The 16,167-nt window shown below is 30.6% G+C and carries 15 protein-coding genes and 1 tRNA gene; 7 read left to right on the top strand and 9 right to left on the bottom strand.

The annotated features are described in order from the left end of the window. The first annotated feature begins 142 nt into the window (after positions 1–142). Both thrS and NOVO_06845 read left to right on the top strand, forming a co-directional pair. Entirely contained in the window at positions 143–2,050 is a 1,908-nt protein-coding gene (gene thrS, locus NOVO_06850; GenBank protein ID AIL65717.1) for a Threonine--tRNA ligase, read from the top strand. 104 nt (positions 2,051–2,154) lie between these two features. Then, a tRNA-Leu gene (locus NOVO_06845) sits at positions 2,155–2,240 on the top strand. Between the two features lie 219 nt (positions 2,241–2,459). Here NOVO_06845 and NOVO_06840 read toward each other — a convergent pair. Next, on the bottom strand, positions 2,460–4,397 hold the full coding sequence (locus NOVO_06840; protein AIL65716.1) for a hypothetical protein: 1,938 nt from the start codon (positions 4,395–4,397) through the stop codon (positions 2,460–2,462). Between the two features lie 330 nt (positions 4,398–4,727). On the opposite strand from NOVO_06840, the gene NOVO_06835 reads away from it, so the two are divergent. The 3 genes from NOVO_06835 (at position 4,728) to NOVO_06825 (ending at position 6,119) form a co-directional block, all read left to right on the top strand. Next, a complete protein-coding gene (locus NOVO_06835) occupies positions 4,728–5,204 on the top strand; it encodes a hypothetical protein (protein ID AIL65715.1) in 477 nt (158 codons plus the stop codon). 61 nt (positions 5,205–5,265) lie between these two features. Next, positions 5,266–5,658: a Transposase gene (locus NOVO_06830; protein AIL65714.2), complete on the top strand. Its 393-nt coding sequence runs from the start codon at positions 5,266–5,268 to the stop codon at positions 5,656–5,658. Between the two features lie 152 nt (positions 5,659–5,810). Beyond that, on the top strand, positions 5,811–6,119 hold the full coding sequence (locus NOVO_06825; GenBank protein AIL65713.1) for a hypothetical protein: 309 nt from the start codon (positions 5,811–5,813) through the stop codon (positions 6,117–6,119). A 368-nt stretch (positions 6,120–6,487) separates the two neighbouring features. Here the strand turns inward: NOVO_06825 and NOVO_06820 are convergent, their stop codons facing one another. Next, positions 6,488–7,666 carry a hypothetical protein gene (locus tag NOVO_06820; protein AIL65712.1) on the bottom strand — a complete coding sequence of 393 codons (1,179 nt, stop codon included), beginning with the start codon at positions 7,664–7,666 and terminating at the stop codon, positions 6,488–6,490. Positions 7,667–7,972: 306 nt separating this feature from the next. Between NOVO_06820 and NOVO_06815 the strand changes: the two genes are divergently transcribed. Together NOVO_06815 and NOVO_06810 are read left to right on the top strand one after the other, a co-directional pair. Then, a complete protein-coding gene (locus tag NOVO_06815) occupies positions 7,973–8,188 on the top strand; it encodes a hypothetical protein (GenBank protein ID AIL65711.1) in 216 nt (71 codons plus the stop codon). Next, on the top strand, positions 8,172–8,516 hold the full coding sequence (locus tag NOVO_06810) for a hypothetical protein (protein ID AIL65710.1): 345 nt from the start codon (positions 8,172–8,174) through the stop codon (positions 8,514–8,516). The genes NOVO_06815 and NOVO_06810 overlap by 17 nt, the downstream gene beginning before the upstream one ends. 119 nt (positions 8,517–8,635) lie before the next feature. Here the strand turns inward: NOVO_06810 and ybbD_2 are convergent, their stop codons facing one another. The 7 genes from ybbD_2 to NOVO_06775 all read right to left on the bottom strand — a co-directional run bounded on the left by ybbD_2 (position 8,636) and on the right by NOVO_06775 (position 16,167). After that, positions 8,636–9,790 carry a glycoside hydrolase family protein gene (gene ybbD_2, locus NOVO_06805; protein AIL65709.1) on the bottom strand — a complete coding sequence of 385 codons (1,155 nt, stop codon included), beginning with the start codon at positions 9,788–9,790 and terminating at the stop codon, positions 8,636–8,638. A gap of 19 nt (positions 9,791–9,809) precedes the next feature. Next, entirely contained in the window at positions 9,810–10,820 is a 1,011-nt protein-coding gene (locus tag NOVO_06800; GenBank protein AIL65708.1) for an Ankyrin repeat protein, read from the bottom strand. 88 nt (positions 10,821–10,908) lie between these two features. Next, positions 10,909–11,544 (bottom strand): hypothetical protein, encoded by a 636-nt coding sequence (locus NOVO_06795; protein AIL65707.1) that lies wholly within the window; start codon positions 11,542–11,544, stop codon positions 10,909–10,911. A 353-nt stretch (positions 11,545–11,897) separates the two neighbouring features. Beyond that, entirely contained in the window at positions 11,898–12,629 is a 732-nt protein-coding gene (gene trmJ / locus NOVO_06790) for a tRNA (cytidine/uridine-2'-O-)-methyltransferase TrmJ (protein ID AIL65706.1), read from the bottom strand. 19 nt (positions 12,630–12,648) lie between these two features. After that, a complete protein-coding gene (gene cysS, locus NOVO_06785) occupies positions 12,649–14,031 on the bottom strand; it encodes a Cysteine--tRNA ligase (GenBank protein AIL65705.1) in 1,383 nt (460 codons plus the stop codon). 226 nt (positions 14,032–14,257) lie between these two features. Next, entirely contained in the window at positions 14,258–15,142 is an 885-nt protein-coding gene (locus NOVO_06780) for a hypothetical protein (GenBank protein AIL65704.1), read from the bottom strand. A gap of 5 nt (positions 15,143–15,147) precedes the next feature. Beyond that, a complete protein-coding gene (locus NOVO_06775) occupies positions 15,148–16,167 on the bottom strand; it encodes a hypothetical protein (GenBank protein ID AIL65703.1) in 1,020 nt (339 codons plus the stop codon).

The raw sequence follows: 16,167 nt of genomic DNA, 5'->3' as shown, positions 1-16,167 counted from the left end.
TACCATTAATAGATTGTTGAAAAATAAATATAGATCCTATTAGTGTATTTATATTATGCTTCCGATTTAAACTATGCTTGACCCTATGGCTCCTTTTGATTATATTCATCCACACATTACACGATTCATTTGGAGTATTTAAGTGTTTACTATTACCTTTCCTGACGGCACAATAAGAGAGTTCTCACAGACTATTACTGGACTAGATTTAGCAAAAAATATCAGCACTAGCCTGGCAAAAATTGCTATTGCCCTTAAAGTTAATGGTCAAATGGTAGATTTATCCTATAATATAAATGAAAATGCAACCATACAAATTATCACTATTAAAGATAGTGAAGCCCTGGAAATTATCAGGCATGATGCTGCCCATCTTATGGCAGAGGCAGTAAAAGAGCTATATCCAGAAACCCAAATAACTATTGGTCCCGTTATTGAAAATGGTTTTTATTATGATTTTGCACGTAATACTCCCTTCACACCCGAAGATCTAATATTTATTGAAAAGCGTATGCATGAAATAGTAAAACGTAATGAAAATATTATAAGAGAAGTATGGGATAGAAATGAGGCTATTGAATTCTTTAAATCACAAGGTGAAAATTATAAAGCTGAAATTATTAATGCAATACCAGAAGGTGAAAAAATATCTTTATATAAACAAGGCAATTTTATAGATTTATGTCGTGGCCCTCATGCTCCATCCACAAGTTATATCAAACATTTTAAATTAATGAAATTAGCAGGAGCTTATTGGAGAGGTGACAGTAAAAATGCCATGCTTCAACGTATTTATGGTACTGCATGGACTAGTGAAATAGAATTAAACGAATATTTACATCGCCTAGAGGAAGCAGAAAAAAGAGATCATAGAAAACTGGGACGGGATTTAGATTTATTCCATTTACAAGAAGAGGCTCCTGGCATGATATTCTGGCATAATAAAGGCTGGACTTTATATTTAATTATTGAAAATTATATTAGAAATAAAATACGTCAGCATGGGTATATAGAGGTCAAAACTCCAATACTTGTCAATAAATCATTGTGGGAAGCATCAGGCCATTGGGAGAAGTTTAGAGAAGCCATGTTCACTTCTAAAGCAGAAGAACAAGTAATGGCTCTAAAACCTATGAACTGCCCATGTCATATTCAAATTTTTAAGCAAGGTATTAAAAGTTATAGAGATTTGCCAATACGTATGGCAGAGTTTGGTGCTTGCCACCGTAATGAATCTTCTGGGTCATTACACGGCATTATGAGAGTACGTGGGTTTGTTCAAGATGATGCTCACATTTTTTGTACCGAAGATATGATTACTGAAGAAACAGTAAAATTTTGTGCATTACTAAAAAATGTATATAAAGATTTTGGGTTTAATGAAATTAAAGTTAAATTCTCAGATCGTCCTGCAATCCGGGCTGGTAGTGATGAAGTATGGGATAAAGCAGAATTATCCTTAAAAAATGCTGTAAATGCTTCAGGGCTAGAATATACCTTAAATCCAGGTGAGGGAGCTTTTTATGGTCCTAAATTAGAATTTGTTTTAAAAGATGCTATAGGTAGAGATTGGCAGTGCGGAACACTACAGGTAGACTTTATTTTACCAGAAAGATTAGGCGCTACCTATATAGGACAAGATGGCAATAAACACCATCCTGTCATGATACATAGAGCTATCCTTGGCACATTAGAAAGATTTATTGGTATTTTAATTGAAGAACATACAGGTAATTTTCCTCTTTGGCTTGCTCCAATACAAGTTATGATACTAACTATTACTAATGATGCAGATGAATATGCCGAGTCTTTAAAGACAAAATTTGATGGTTTAGGGATTAGGAGCTCAATAGATACTTCTAGTGAAAAAATAAGCTATAAAATAAGGCAGCATTCTTTGACCAAGATACCATTACTTGCTGTCATTGGAAAACGTGAACAAGAACAATCTACTCTCTCTATTCGCTTTTTTGGTTCTGAAAATCAGCAAAACATGACTATAGAAGAATTTATAAACTATATAAAAAATAAAACACAATTGAGTGATTAGATATAAACGAATTTTTTTATATTAAATTAGTTATTTTAGAAGAATAATACTTGATTATAATATAATCATATTGTATTAGTTGGCGTATAAATTTTGGTAATTATGCCCGCGTGATGGAATGGTAGACATAACGGACTTAAAATCCGTGGGACTTCGGTCCTTGCCGGTTCAAGTCCGGCCGCGGGTACCATTTTCTTTATAGTTCATTACAAGCTTTTCTTATAAAAATCTTAGGAATGTTTTTATACATTTACTCTTTGATATTGATTTATAATCTATAGTAAATTCAGTGGTATTTGGACCTAGGAGTGATAATCGCAGCAATGAGTCGTACTCTCGACAAATCGTAGTAGAGCTTTGAGCTAACGGAACCCCGAATTCAAATAAATTTACTATATAATAAAAACCTTTATCTTGAGATAATATCCCCATTTATAAAAGGATATATAGAATCTATCGTACCAAACATAAACATAGAGTTTAATTCTTGACAATCAATATAATTTTTCTCCAAATATTGAGAGATTTGATCTATGAAATGTGGGTAAGTTTGTTCAAATATCTTGAAATTACCATGATAAATAGATATTTTTATAATATCTTTTAGGTGTTCATGAATATTTTGTAGATATGAAAAAATTTGATCAAAGATTTTCTGATTATCATTATATACTGCAGCTCCTAAAGCGGATTTTAAGTGTTCAGGAGTATTGTGTAGATATGGAAAAATCTGATCAAAGATTTTCTGATTATCATTATATACTGCAACTTCTAGAGCAGGTCCCAAATATTCAGGAGTATTTTTTAAATATGGAAAAATCTGATCAAACATTTTTGGATTATCATTATATACTGCAACTTCTAGAGCAGGTCCCAAATATTCAGGAGTATTTTTTAAATATGGAAAAATCTGATCAAACATTTTTGGATTATCATTATATATTGTAATTTCTAGAATAGGTCCCAAATATTCAGGAGTACCTTGTAGATACGGAACAATCTGATCAAACATTTTCTGATTATCATTATATACTGCAATTTCTAGAGCAGATCCTAAATATTTAGGAGTATTTTTTAAGTACGGAAGAATCTGATCAAACATTTTTTGATTATTATTATGTACCGCAATTTTTAGAGCAAATTCCAAATATTCAGGGGCACCTCGTAAATATGGATAAAGTTGACCAAATATTTTCTGGTTATTATTATATACTGCTGTTTTCAAAGCAGATTCTAAGTATTTAGGAGAGTTTTGCAAATACGGAAGAATTTGCTCAAATGTTTTCTGATTATTATCATATACTGCAATTTCTAGAGCAGATTCTAAGTATTCAGGAGTATTTTTTAAGTATGGAAAAATCTGATCAAAGATCTCTAAATTATCATGTTTAATTATACTATATATAGTATTTTTTATAGCTTGTAGATTATTTGGAATATGTAATAAAAGGTGCTTAAGAATTATCCCACATCCTTTAATATGACCATAATTTTCTACTAATAAGTTGATAGTTTTAGCTAGAGTTTTTTCTTGAAAATATGTAAAAGATAAGTATGGTAGTATACTTTCAAAATAATTTAAGTGACTAATTATTTTTTTCTCTAAGGCATGATTTAGCTCAATAAGAATTTTTTCATCCTTAAATAATTCTTGTCTATGTAATAAAGATTTAATAATTTTTGCCTTATAACATTCAAGAAAGTGATGATCTATTTTATGATTATAATAAAATTTAAGATTATTAAATAATCCTTCTAACTTGTCATTTAAAATGGCTTTAGGTATATTTATTACCTTTTCTAAACTATTAATTATTTTCTTATTATCATATCCATGATAATAGTATTTAATTGCATTATTAGAGAATTTTAAACTTTGGCTAAAATCTACAACAGCAGACTGGGCTTCTGTATTATTCACTATAACACCTAAGTTTCCTCCATGCATATCATGATGATCTACAAACTCCATCACTATATTGACCTCTTCTAACTGGGCAATATCAGACATTTGACTATTACTTAACAGATCTGAGTTTGCATTATTGTAAGGCAAATAGTCATCTAAAGGTAAAAATAAGTCAATAGCTTTAGAAGCAGTGTACACATTTCCTTTTCTGTCTTTTACAAGTTCAACTAAAGGAGCTTTATCTCCAATGAGAAATCTTGCTATATGACTTCCTATATATTCTGATATAGTAGATATCTTATTCATTTTTTTAATAAAAAATACTTCATGAGATGTTCTTAATTTATATACTCCTCCTTCCTCTATTCCTGAATTTTTAGAAGATTGGTAACTAAAATCATCCAGTAGTGTATGTTTAAGTATTTTTGTTTTTAACATATAATAGCCATATGGTAATAATATCTATTAATAAATTTCTCTTTTGATTGACAATTATATTAATATTAATTAATATAATTGTCAATCATTATCGTTAATAATTTAAATAAAAATTATATAATTAAGAATACGTAATTTTAGAAGAGCCGAGGGATTGTAGGGCAAATATTCGATCATTAATCTTTTTTATATAATTTATTATTGTCTAAAGTTTCAAATTATATATTATTACCATTACTTGTTTCTAAATGTCTTAAAAAAATATATAAAATTCTATTAACTATGATTAGAAAAATATTGAGATAAAAAATTTTTAATAGGAGTAAAAAAATGATCGATGGAAATATAAAAATCGCAGAATTACCTTCAAAAAAGGTGAGCATTCAGAGCCTCAAATATTTAGCCAGTGGCAATATAGCAAGCATGTGGTTTAGTTATGAAAATGTAAATTCTAATATGAAAACTTATCTCCAAATACATGATAAATACGGAACTAAATTAAAAGGTGCTATTACTGTACCAATTGAAGGCAATAATCCAAAACTTGAACCCCTAAGTGATGGTAAGTTTGTAATTTACACTAAAGATAAATTTTATATTTTTAATTCTGAAGCTAATCTATTAGATACTATAAAATTAGATTATATCCACGATAACTATTCTTTTAAATGGGATATTAAAGATGACCACTATCCAACATCTATAACAGCAATGCCAGACAATAAATTTTTATTTACTTGGCATGAACATACAAAAACTTATCCTGGAGGACAACCTTTATCTATCTTTAAAGGTATAGTAAATTAAGTTGATAAAGACATGATATATGATATATTAAAAAGCTCATAAACCCAAAACAGTAGAAGCAATGGCATATTCCTTAGATTTACGTAAAAAAGTAATTCACTATGTTAATAAAGGTTATACCAGAGAAGAAGCTGCAAGAATTTTTGGCATAGGTGAAAGAACAATTTATAGATGGTTATCGAGATCGAAATCCGGGAATTTAGCAGCCACACGAGCAGCTAAGACATGGAAGAAGCTTGATCCAATCAAATTATTAAACGAGGTGTCTAAAAACAGCAATTGGCTATTATCTGATTTTGCAAAGGTTTTTAATGTGTCTACAGCTGCTATCTGTTTGGCATTCAAGACTTTGGGGATCACACGAAAAAAAAGACCACACTCTATCGTGAACGGGATGAAGCAAAACGGCAATTATTTTTGGCAGCTATCGCAAACTATAAAGCGGAAGATATAGTTTATATTGATGAGAGTGGAATTGATAGCTATTTGTACTATTCTTGGGGATACAGTCTCAGAGGAAGTAAAGTTTATGGTGATATCTCAGGTAAAAAACATGATCGAGAAAGCTTTATTGCAGGTAAGGTTGGGAAGAAAATTATTGCGCCAATGTGTTTCAAGGGCACATGTAATACAGAAGTTTTTAACGAGTGGGTTAGTCAGTGTTTGGTGCCCGAACTAAGATTTGGTCAAGTTGTAATACTTGATAATGCAACGTTCCATAAGTCAGCTAGAACTAGGAATTTAATAGAAGATATAGGCTGTAAACTTTTATTCTTACCACCTTACTCTCCTGATCTCAACCCAATTGAAAAATATTGGGCTCATTTAAAAGCTAAAATCAAACCTATCATTACTAATTTTAATAACCTTAGCGATGCTATTGATTATGGCTTCTCTATGCCATTCTCAACTTAATTGACTATATATCTAATTTGAAAAAACTCTATTTTTCAAATCTATAATAACTATATTATATAATATTATTTTAAATATATAGTTTTTTCAGCTTCCTTAGCAGATAGGAATGATGAGCGAAACCTACTTTTTGTTAGGTTAGCGAAGAAGAACGCATTCGTCACTCATGTATTAATATATTATAGCAAATTAGCTTGTTATTTAGGCTAGAGAGACGAGTTGAATTGTACAAATAGTACATAAGACGAGGAACGACAACATACGCAAGTTCAAATCAATTTACTATAATGTCCATGAGTATTAATATATCCACTTTTCTCCTCCATTCCTAACTACATTCCCAATTTATCTTACTATATTAATATTCATTATTTCATTTTAAAAGAAGAAGAAACAGAGATTTGTATTGGCGCACATACAAAATTTTGCCATTTGTTCTTATCTGGAGAATTTTTAATTTTTTCTTTAACTAGCTCTTTACCAGCATAGATTGTACGGGCAAAAGAATCTAAAACATTAGTTAAATTCATCTCTTCTACATTTTCTATTTTTTTAGCTAAAGTTTTTATCTCTACAGGCTTATCGTGAAAAGCAGCACTTGCCTGCTGGGTTTGATAATGCCCATAGGGCTGCGTAGTAACAAGTGATATTACCACTTTATCACCTGGAGCTTTTTTAGCTTGTTCAGTTAACATATTACCATATTTTTCCCACATAAATTTTAAAGAATCTAAAGTATCTGGTCTTGCACCATTTGGTTTTTTTGGAGTATCTACTGTAGGCATAAAATCTATATTTTGGTAATTATATTTATAATTGCTGTTAATAATATAATCCATCATTTCAGTTTCGGTAGGCCACTTGAATTTATAAGGAGTGTCAGTAAAAAACTGTATAGCCTCCGCTCGAGCCTTATTTGTCTCTTTTTCAAAATTACTCTGTAATTCTTGTACTTCACTTATATCGTAATGATTAGAATTAATTTGATTTTCTAATATAGTAGCTTTTGCAAAAATTTTCTGCATTTCTGTGTTTACTTCTTTTTTTGCTTCCTCAAAACTAATATTTTTAGAAGAGGATAGTTGCTTACTTAAAGAGGTTGAGGTATATTCTTCCATAATAGGCCATAAATCTCTCTTTCCTCCAAGCGAATAAACTACTTGAGTAGTGTCAGCAAAAGTAATTAAATAATCAAAACGTTCCTTGACACTGTTTTGCGCTCCGCCAAGTAAAATTTTATTAGGAATTACCGCTCCAGAATTTATTTCTTTAACGAAAGGAGATAAATATTCAATCAGTTCCTTTTTTTGAGCTGGGGTAAATTTATCTACTAATTGTTGACGTTCCATTCCTTTAGGTCTGAGAAAATGATTTTGCATTGATTTATTTAATTGTTCCAATACTTCTTCTTCACTATAGGAACTACCTAAATCATTTATAATTTCAGTTTTTTCTAACACTTTAACCAGATCTTTTGATTCACTAGGATCAAAACCATATAAAGATAAGACACTTATTAATACTTGTTCTAAAAGTTCATTAATCATACTTAATATCTCCCTAACACTTATTTGGATAATTTATAAACTATTATTTAAGAAATCAATTTAATATTATTAGTTATGTACATTTTTATTTAAATTTCTAAATTATTGGAGATATCTTGTTACATAAAACTGTAATATATAGTAAATTAAGTTGTATTTGGGACTAGGAGTAATAAGCGAAGCGTAGATGGTGTCAACTTAAGGAAAGAGTTGGGTAGGTATGAATAAGAAAATTGAATGTGTTGATAAGAACGGAATGAAGGTATATTAAATAAAGATTTAGACATCTTTATTAATAAAATTAAAATGCTAGGCAAGAAATTACTAAGACAAATTAAAATATCAGTAGAGGATAAATTTGGTAGTTATCCAAGTAACCAACACCAAAAGAATCTACCAATTCTTGCTGGAGTATCATTATTTGTGGATATATGTAGTTCAATGATTTTAGATGGTAGGATAAGCAGCATCAAGACCGGAGAAAGAGAGTTGGTTAAAAGAAGGGTTGAAGAGTGTTACTGAAAAGTTCAGGAATATAAACGAGGAATCGTTATTATATGTATATGAGAGGGAATATATATCGGGAGAATTTATCAAACAGCATAAAGAGCTAGGAGTAGAGTCTTTATATAGAGCCTCACGGGTGTCATTAATAAAAATATTTGGTTCAACTAAGAAGACACTTAGAGAGAATTTATTAGGAGATATGCGCGAAGATAATTTTGAAGCTCTTTTTAAGAGGGTAGCAAAAAGGGCAAAATCAAGGTACCTCCTGGTAGATTCTTTGAACGAAAAAACATTGGCAAGCCTAAGCGAAAACACTTCTTCAGACGAATCTGTTAATCTTTAAGTTGACACCACTTGAGCCCAGCCTCTAATTAGTAGGAGAGCTTTGAGTTAACTGTCTCCCGGATTAAAATCAATTTACTGTAAATAGAGTGATATTTTCACTCTATACCTTATCAATGCTCAATTGCTTTCAGTATATGAGTGATTCAAACGTTTTTTAAGAGAAATTATTCTATTATAAGCTGCTTCAATCGTATGTAAGGAAATTTTACCTTGATGTATCGCTTCTTTTACAATATTTAAGATTGTTTGTGGATTGTAATCGGGTTTACAACCAGCTATATCTTTGCAGGCTAGTATATTATTAGAAATTAATAATAGATCGCTTCCAGCATTTATAGACAAAATTATTGAATCTGCAAAACCATATTCTTTTATTATTGCACCCATAAGTAAATCATCAGTTATAATTATACCATCGTATCCTTTATCTCTAAGTAATTTATGCATGGTAATAGGTGATAATGTTGTAGGATATGTTGTATCAAAGTGCTTATTCAGCACATGTGCGGTCATAATCATATCAGTTTTTTTATCAGCAATTAATCTATAAAAAGGTTCCAATTCTTTATCTTGAACTGTATCAGTAACATCTACCATACCTTTGTGGGTATCTCCTATTGCTAACCCATGTCCTGGAAAATGTTTAAGAGCAGTAGCAATATTATATTTATGGTGAGCATCTATAAATCTTTCTGCATAGTTTACGATAGTTTTTACCTCCTCTCCAAAACTTCTATTTAAACCTCCAATTACGTTACATGGACGCTCTTTATTATTTATATCCACAACAGGTGCTAAATTGAGATTTATGCCATTTTCATATAGTTCTTTGGCAAGACTATCATAAATTTGAGCAGCTTGATCAATGGTATACTTAGTTGCTATTTCAAATGCTGAAGGAAAACCATGAAAACCTTTGTCGGAGGATAAACGCTGTACTCTTCCTCCTTCTTGATCTACAGCAATAAAACTGCTAGGTGCTGCAATATGCAAAGCCTTTGTTAGGGATTTTAATTGATTAGGAGATTCAATGTTATATTTGTATAAAACTATACCTCCAAGTAATCCTTGTTTTAAATACGAAATAGTCTGTTCTACAATTTGATCATTCTCAGTTTTACCTTCAAACCCCATTATAATCATTGAACCAATTTGTTGGTCTAAAGATATATCTAAAATTTGCCCACTATTTTCCAGGAAATTTGTTTGAGAAATTTCAAGGGGAAGAGTGGCATTGTTAGCAAAACATATGAATTCATTTTCATCGTACATATAAATCTCCTTAAGTAATTTAGACAGTGCGTGAATTTTTATTACTCCCTATTTCCGCTGAATTTACACTTCTTTTCCTATTTTCTCGCTCTTGAAAGGTTAAATTAGGAGTTTCAGACTTAATAGTTGCAAGAGTAGCTATAACTTCCAATGGTTCAATATTTGCCGCTATCTCATTGTTAGAAATTTTTTCAGAAATATTATTATTTATTTGGGTAAGGAATGGAGTTGTAGCAGAACTAGTAGATGTAGTACGTGTTCCTTCAGTTTGGGTTTGGAAATTATTTCTATTTTGAGAATTAACACTAGGATTAACATTTATATTTTTACTAATTAATTGTTCTGCAAATTCTAATTTATATTTTAATTGCAATATTTCTAAATTTTTTTGAGCAAGTGCTTGGTCTTTCTCATTATTAGCTTTTTTTAACTCAGTATTATCTTTTTTTAAATCAATATTAGCTTTGATTAAAGAGTGAATTTTGTCCGTTAAATTTGCGTGTGCACTATTATTATTGTTATTAGAGAAAGAAGATGGATTGGACTGAGTAATAGGCGTAGGATTCATATTAGAGTTAGATAGCGGCTGGACGGGTTGGAATGTTGGTATAGTATGGGGAGAATTATCTTTATTATGTATGTTTTGGCCTATTCTTCTTAAATTTTCAACGATATCCTTATTTGATAAAGGTAATACGCTGGATTGAGTTGGATTGCTTACAGAATTTATATTAGAAATAGTTTGGGGCTTTTGTTGTAAAAATTGTACTATATCAGTATGATGATCCTTAGTAGCTAAGGATAAGGGAGTACTTCCATCAAGAGTTTTTTCATTTATTGGTATGCCTTCTTTTTCTAAAAACTCTATTATATAGTTTATCCCACAACTAGCAGCTATATGTATGGCTGTCCTACCTTGCTCATCTTTTGTATGTAATAGATTAGGCGAAGATTGAAGCATAGATTTTAATATTTCTATATCCCCTATTTTAACCATATTGAAAAATTTTTTTTGTTCTTGTGTTAACATTTTATGATATCCTTATTACAAAATAATAAATTACTTTAATATATTATTTAATACTTGTAAATAAATTGCCTTGACTATAACATCAAATTTAATTGGGATAATAACATGTAGAAATAGGGATGAATAATTTGGTTGTTAAAAATTCATCATATTTGTTAAAAACCTTCATTTGTCCATTGATCAATTCAATGATTATCACTTCACCTGTTTTGTCGGTAATTAAAAAATGTAATCTAGGCGGAATCAGTAAGTTACTCTGTTCTTCTGCCCAAAGTTTAAATTGAGGTAAATTATCCATTACATCTAATACATTTGCAAAAGAACTCAGTATAAATTTGCCAAATTCTAAAATAGAAATATATAGCTTGTCATCTTTAGTTACAGTTTGACACTCCGTAAATCCAGGCAAAAAATTAGCGCTAAATCCAAGACCTTGGGAATTCTGCCCTTCAAATAAAGCGTTTTGAGCTAAACCGCTAACAATACCTAAGATCGCATATTTACTATTGAATTTTGGTATAGAGGTACTGGATTGATTTGAAGTTGTATTATATATAGAGCTTTTAGGGTAGTATATTAAATTCCAATTCATGGGAATTATCCACCCCATAGAGGGTTCTGCTATTAATGAACTATTCGGAACTTGAGCGTTCACCAAACTAAAGCCTATAGATGGATGGATAGTACATAATACTATAATAAAAACTGCTGATATTTTCTTCATAATATCTCCTTAAAAATTATAGATTTTTTTGTTTTAAGGATGCTATTTGTTCTAGTTTTTTATTAATAAGTTTTTCTCTGCTAGCCCTAAAACAAGTTAATCTGCTATAGTAGGCTTTTCTCCTCGCTTCAAATAATCAAACTTCAACTGTTTTTATTATATTACTAAAGGTAAATTAATTTACTATATTATAAAATAGGTAAGATGCTATAATATATTAAGTTAGTTAGTAGTAACGGTAATATATATTAACATATATTTCTTCTGTGATAATTTTACAAAATATAGCTTAAGTAATTTAAATATTACTTCACTATAAACGTGGATACAGGAAGATAATAATATAAGAATTATTACTTACTTAAGATATGGATTATTCCATGTAAAGTTCTAATATCTTGCTTGGTGAGTGGCGTGACACGTTTAAAAATATTACGTATATTATTGATCATACCTTCTCTTTTTTCTGCTACTTTAAAAAAGTCTTTATGATCTAATATAGATTCTAGATGTTTAAAAAAGCTAAGAATATCTTGATGATCAGCTAATTCATAGGTAGGATTTAAATTTGCGTTTGGAATATTATTAATCTTTGCCATAAAAATCTCATAACTAATAATACCTACTGCTTGAGCCAAGTTTAGAGAAGAAAAATTTGATTCTGTAGGAATTAATACTAATTTATTTGCTATAGTTAAGTAATCATTATGCAAACCAGTTCTTTCTGGGCCAAACATAATTCCAGTTTTTATAGTAGAATTTAGGCTAGATTTATATATTTCTTCTGACATATTACGTGTGGTAATGGTAGTCTTATTTAAATAACGTTTTCTGGCAGTAGTAGCGTATAATATATTGATATCAGCAACTGCTGCCTCAAGAGAAGAAAAGATTTTTGCTTCTTGAATTACGTGTGATGCGTGTACGGCAACACTTAAAGCTTGTTCATTAGGCCATTCGTCCCTAGGATTTACTATACGTAAATGTTCCAGACCAAAATTCCACATCACTCTTGCAGCTGCACCTATATTTTCTCCAAGTTGTGGATTGACTAAAATGATTATAGGTTTTTGTATTTGCGTCATAAGTAATTACAAAAAGAAGTTATATTTTACGCCACAAAGTTTTACCACTGCTCGTATCTTCTAAAAGAATCCCTTGTTCTTGTAGGTGGTTACGAATTTGATCTGCTAGTTCCCAATTTTTTTCTAACTTAGCTTTAGTTCGCTCTAAAATTTTTTGCTCTATCATTTGCTGATCGTTGCTAATATCGTGAAACCATTGCTCTGGAGTAGAGGTTAAAAGTCCTATAAAATTAGCAGATTTTTTTAAGATCTGAATTAGCTGCAGTTTTCGTTCCTCTATCATTTCTTTATTAATATCTCTGACTAATGAGTGCAAAACAGAAATTGCTTCTGGGGTATTTAAATCATCACAAATTGCAGTATATAAAGAATTATCTATATTACTACTATTATTAGTAGTAGAATCTTTAAGTATAGCGCGGTAAAAACTATCCATAGCTTTTTGTGCATCTCCTAAAGATTTTTCATTAAAATCTAATGGCTTTCGATAGTGTGTTGCAAGTAAAAGATAACGTATAACTTCGCCTTTTATTCCTTTATTTAGTAAATCTCTCACAGTAGTAAAATTACCTAAGGATTTACTCATTTTTTCACCATTTACTGTTAGAAAGCCATTATGAACCCAGTATTTAGCAAAATTAATCTTATCGCCTGAACAACAACTTTGTGCTATTTCATTAGTATGATGAGGAAAAATTAAATCAGATCCTCCCCCATGTATATCAAAATTAGGGCCTAGATATTTTATACTCATCGCAGAACACTCTATGTGCCATCCTGGTCTACCTTCACCCCAGGGACTCTGAAATATAGAGGAAGAATCATCTTCATGATCTGCGGGCTTCCATAATACAAAATCACCTGGATGTTTTTTGCTTGGATCAATATTAATTCTACTACCTGGTATCATTTCTTCAATTGTCCTGCCAGATAAGTTGCAGTAATCTGCAAAACTGGTAATATCAAAATAGACATGAGAATTGGATATATAAGCATGAGACCTTTCAATTAAAGATTGTATTAAATAAATCATTTCTTCAATATGTTCGGTAGCTTTAGGCTCTATTGATGGAGATAAGCAATTTAGAGCGTCTATATCTTCATGAAAAATTTTGGTAAATTTAGTAGTAACATCTTGTATGGAAGAGTTTTGGTTACGTGCACTGGTAATAATTTTATCATCCACATCGGTAATATTACGTACATAAGTTACATTAGTATTTCCATAATACTCACATAATAATCTATACAAAATATCATACACCACAACAGAACGAGCATTTCCAAGGTGAGGATAATCATATACTGTAGGACCGCATACGTATAATCCTACTTTGTCAGGAATTAGAGGGGTAAAACTCTCTTTGGATTTTGATAAGCTATTGTAAAGTTGAATTAACATAGGTAACCGTATACTAGATATAGATTTAAAAATTTACCAATATAATGATAATAGCAAAGAATTTATATATTTAATTGCGTGACGTATATTAGTTAAATCTTGGTTACTCGTCAAAACATTTATTAAATATAGACTAAGCAATTTCACCTTACTTAGTTGCTTTAAAAAATTTGTGTAGATCACGTAACAGAAGATTATATCATTTTTTGTTTGACAGTGTAATTTCTTATAGTCCTTTCACCTTATCAGAGCCAGTATTACTTATAAACAATCTCTTTAGCATTGAAACAAAACCCTCTTCATCACGGCCATTATGATCCAGTAAAGGCGCTTTTTCTCCTTCTGATTTTTCTACTTCCATGGATCTAGAAATTGATTTCATCGCTGCTTCTTGTTTAGTTTGCAAAGGTTCATCTGATTTGGACCTATGCCTTAAGCTAGAGTTTTGTCCTTCTAGTATTTTTTCACTCCAAGTTTTGTCTTTCCAAGTTTTTTCCTGCTTTTCTTCAGCTATGGATGTTGATTTTATTATTTCTGGTAAAAACTTCCTGTGATATGGCATAAGGGGTATGTTTTTTGCCTTTGCTTCTAAACATTCTTGATAATAAACTTCCTGCTCTTTAAGTGCTTTTTTTAGCTCTTCTACCACTTCTTTACCTGGGCTTTTGTCAAATTTTTCTGCTTTTATGATAGGAGTATGCTTTATATCATCAGGTTGTTCTATAAGCCAAGGCAAATCTTGATATTTTTCAGGAAAATATGCCCTTTGTTCTGCTTCATAGTTAAGCAACAGCCTAAATATTTGATAAGAATTTGGGACTGTAGACTTATGCTGATCATCTATAATACAACTCACCGCACGACCGACAGAACAGTGTAAAGGATTTGATTTCTCCTTATCGAGTACATAAATATTAGCTCCTTTCTCTAAAAAATATGCTACATATTTAGAAAATTCAGTATATGGTAATGTATGAAGAAAGGTTCTATTTCTGTTATTAGAATCTTTAAAATTTATTATCTCAATATCAGGATATTCTTCAATTGCGTTTTCTACACATTCTATAAAATGGGGATCTTTCATATCAAGAGATATAATTTTTTGTTTCATTTTAATTACCTATTATTAATTAATAATTCCTTAGCGTATAAATACTGATATTTCATCATTAGAATTGATATTGATTCTTGACACGCTGCTACAGCTGTATTTATTTGAGGAACAGGCTGCTGTGAAGAATCAAGTTTATCTCTTAATGCCTTTGCCTTTTCTCGTTCTTGCTCCAGTTGTTGAGTTAACTGTTCATTTGCTTGTGTAAATTTTTCTGCTGCTTCTCTAGCCAAGTTTCTTTCTTCTGTAATATTATTCACTTGCGCTGTTAGTTCTTCTATTGTTTTGTGCTTTTCAGTAAGTATTCGTTGTATATTCATAACTTTTATATTAATGGGGTCATTTTGGACTTTAATTAATCCAGCTAATTCTTCTAATTTTTGACTTATAATAACATTATTAGTGCTAAGTTCTGTTTCTAACTCCTTGGCAAGCTGTGCTTCATTTTGGATTAATATTTCTATTTCTCCTACCATTGGAGCAGGGGGATTTTTTCTCGCCACTTCCCTTTTAATCATAGGTTTCACTAACATCTGCGCGCTACCTGCAATAAAGGTTCCAACCGCAAGGAGTACTGAACTCACAACTTCAGCTCCCTGGTTATATAAACGGATATGCAGACCAAAAAATAATGCTCCAACCACTACAGCCACAATTCCAGGCCAAATAAATTTTGTAATTTCTAAGGCTTTATCCTGCAAAGTTTTTATATCCTTATTTTTTAACAACTCATTTTTTATTAATTTATAATTGTAACCAAAATCAGTAACAGCAGGTTGTAGGCAACTTATGCCAGCTAATATAAAGCTTACTGTTAAACTAGTATGAGCAAGTATAGCATTACATACTGCAGCAAATCCTATAATACTTAAATTAAGTATATTGCCTGGTTTTTTAATACCTTCTTTAATAATGCTAGGTATTTCACCTATTAAAGTTCTGCGATTATTGCTCGAGCGTATTTTAGCTTCAGGTTGATCAAAAGTAATAGTGTCTGCTCTGCCTTTACCTTTCGTCCTTAACAT

The organism is Rickettsiales bacterium Ac37b (assembly GCA_000746585.2).
In the GTDB taxonomy this organism is placed as follows: Bacteria; Pseudomonadota; Alphaproteobacteria; order Rickettsiales; family Arcanibacteraceae; genus Ac37b.
Note: the sequence above shows the minus strand (reverse complement) of the source record. Positions and strands in the feature narration are given on the sequence as shown.

What these genes read in the sequence shown, in the direction of transcription:
- NOVO_06840 (AIL65716.1), bottom strand. Translation starts at nt 4,397, where the DNA reads ATGTTAAAAACAAAAATACTTAAACATACACTACTGGATGATTTTAGT.
- NOVO_06835 (AIL65715.1), top strand. Translation starts at nt 4,728, where the DNA reads ATGATCGATGGAAATATAAAAATCGCAGAATTACCTTCAAAAAAGGTG.
- NOVO_06830 (AIL65714.2), top strand. Translation starts at nt 5,266, where the DNA reads ATGGCATATTCCTTAGATTTACGTAAAAAAGTAATTCACTATGTTAAT.
- NOVO_06825 (AIL65713.1), top strand. Translation starts at nt 5,811, where the DNA reads ATGTGTTTCAAGGGCACATGTAATACAGAAGTTTTTAACGAGTGGGTT.
- NOVO_06820 (AIL65712.1), bottom strand. Translation starts at nt 7,666, where the DNA reads ATGATTAATGAACTTTTAGAACAAGTATTAATAAGTGTCTTATCTTTA.
- NOVO_06815 (AIL65711.1), top strand. Translation starts at nt 7,973, where the DNA reads ATGCTAGGCAAGAAATTACTAAGACAAATTAAAATATCAGTAGAGGAT.
- ybbD_2 (AIL65709.1), bottom strand. Translation starts at nt 9,790, where the DNA reads ATGTACGATGAAAATGAATTCATATGTTTTGCTAACAATGCCACTCTT.
- NOVO_06800 (AIL65708.1), bottom strand. Translation starts at nt 10,820, where the DNA reads ATGTTAACACAAGAACAAAAAAAATTTTTCAATATGGTTAAAATAGGG.
- NOVO_06795 (AIL65707.1), bottom strand. Translation starts at nt 11,544, where the DNA reads ATGAAGAAAATATCAGCAGTTTTTATTATAGTATTATGTACTATCCAT.
- trmJ (AIL65706.1), bottom strand. Translation starts at nt 12,629, where the DNA reads ATGACGCAAATACAAAAACCTATAATCATTTTAGTCAATCCACAACTT.
- cysS (AIL65705.1), bottom strand. Translation starts at nt 14,031, where the DNA reads ATGTTAATTCAACTTTACAATAGCTTATCAAAATCCAAAGAGAGTTTT.
- NOVO_06780 (AIL65704.1), bottom strand. Translation starts at nt 15,142, where the DNA reads ATGAAACAAAAAATTATATCTCTTGATATGAAAGATCCCCATTTTATA.
- NOVO_06775 (AIL65703.1), bottom strand. Translation starts at nt 16,167, where the DNA reads ATGTTAAGGACGAAAGGTAAAGGCAGAGCAGACACTATTACTTTTGAT.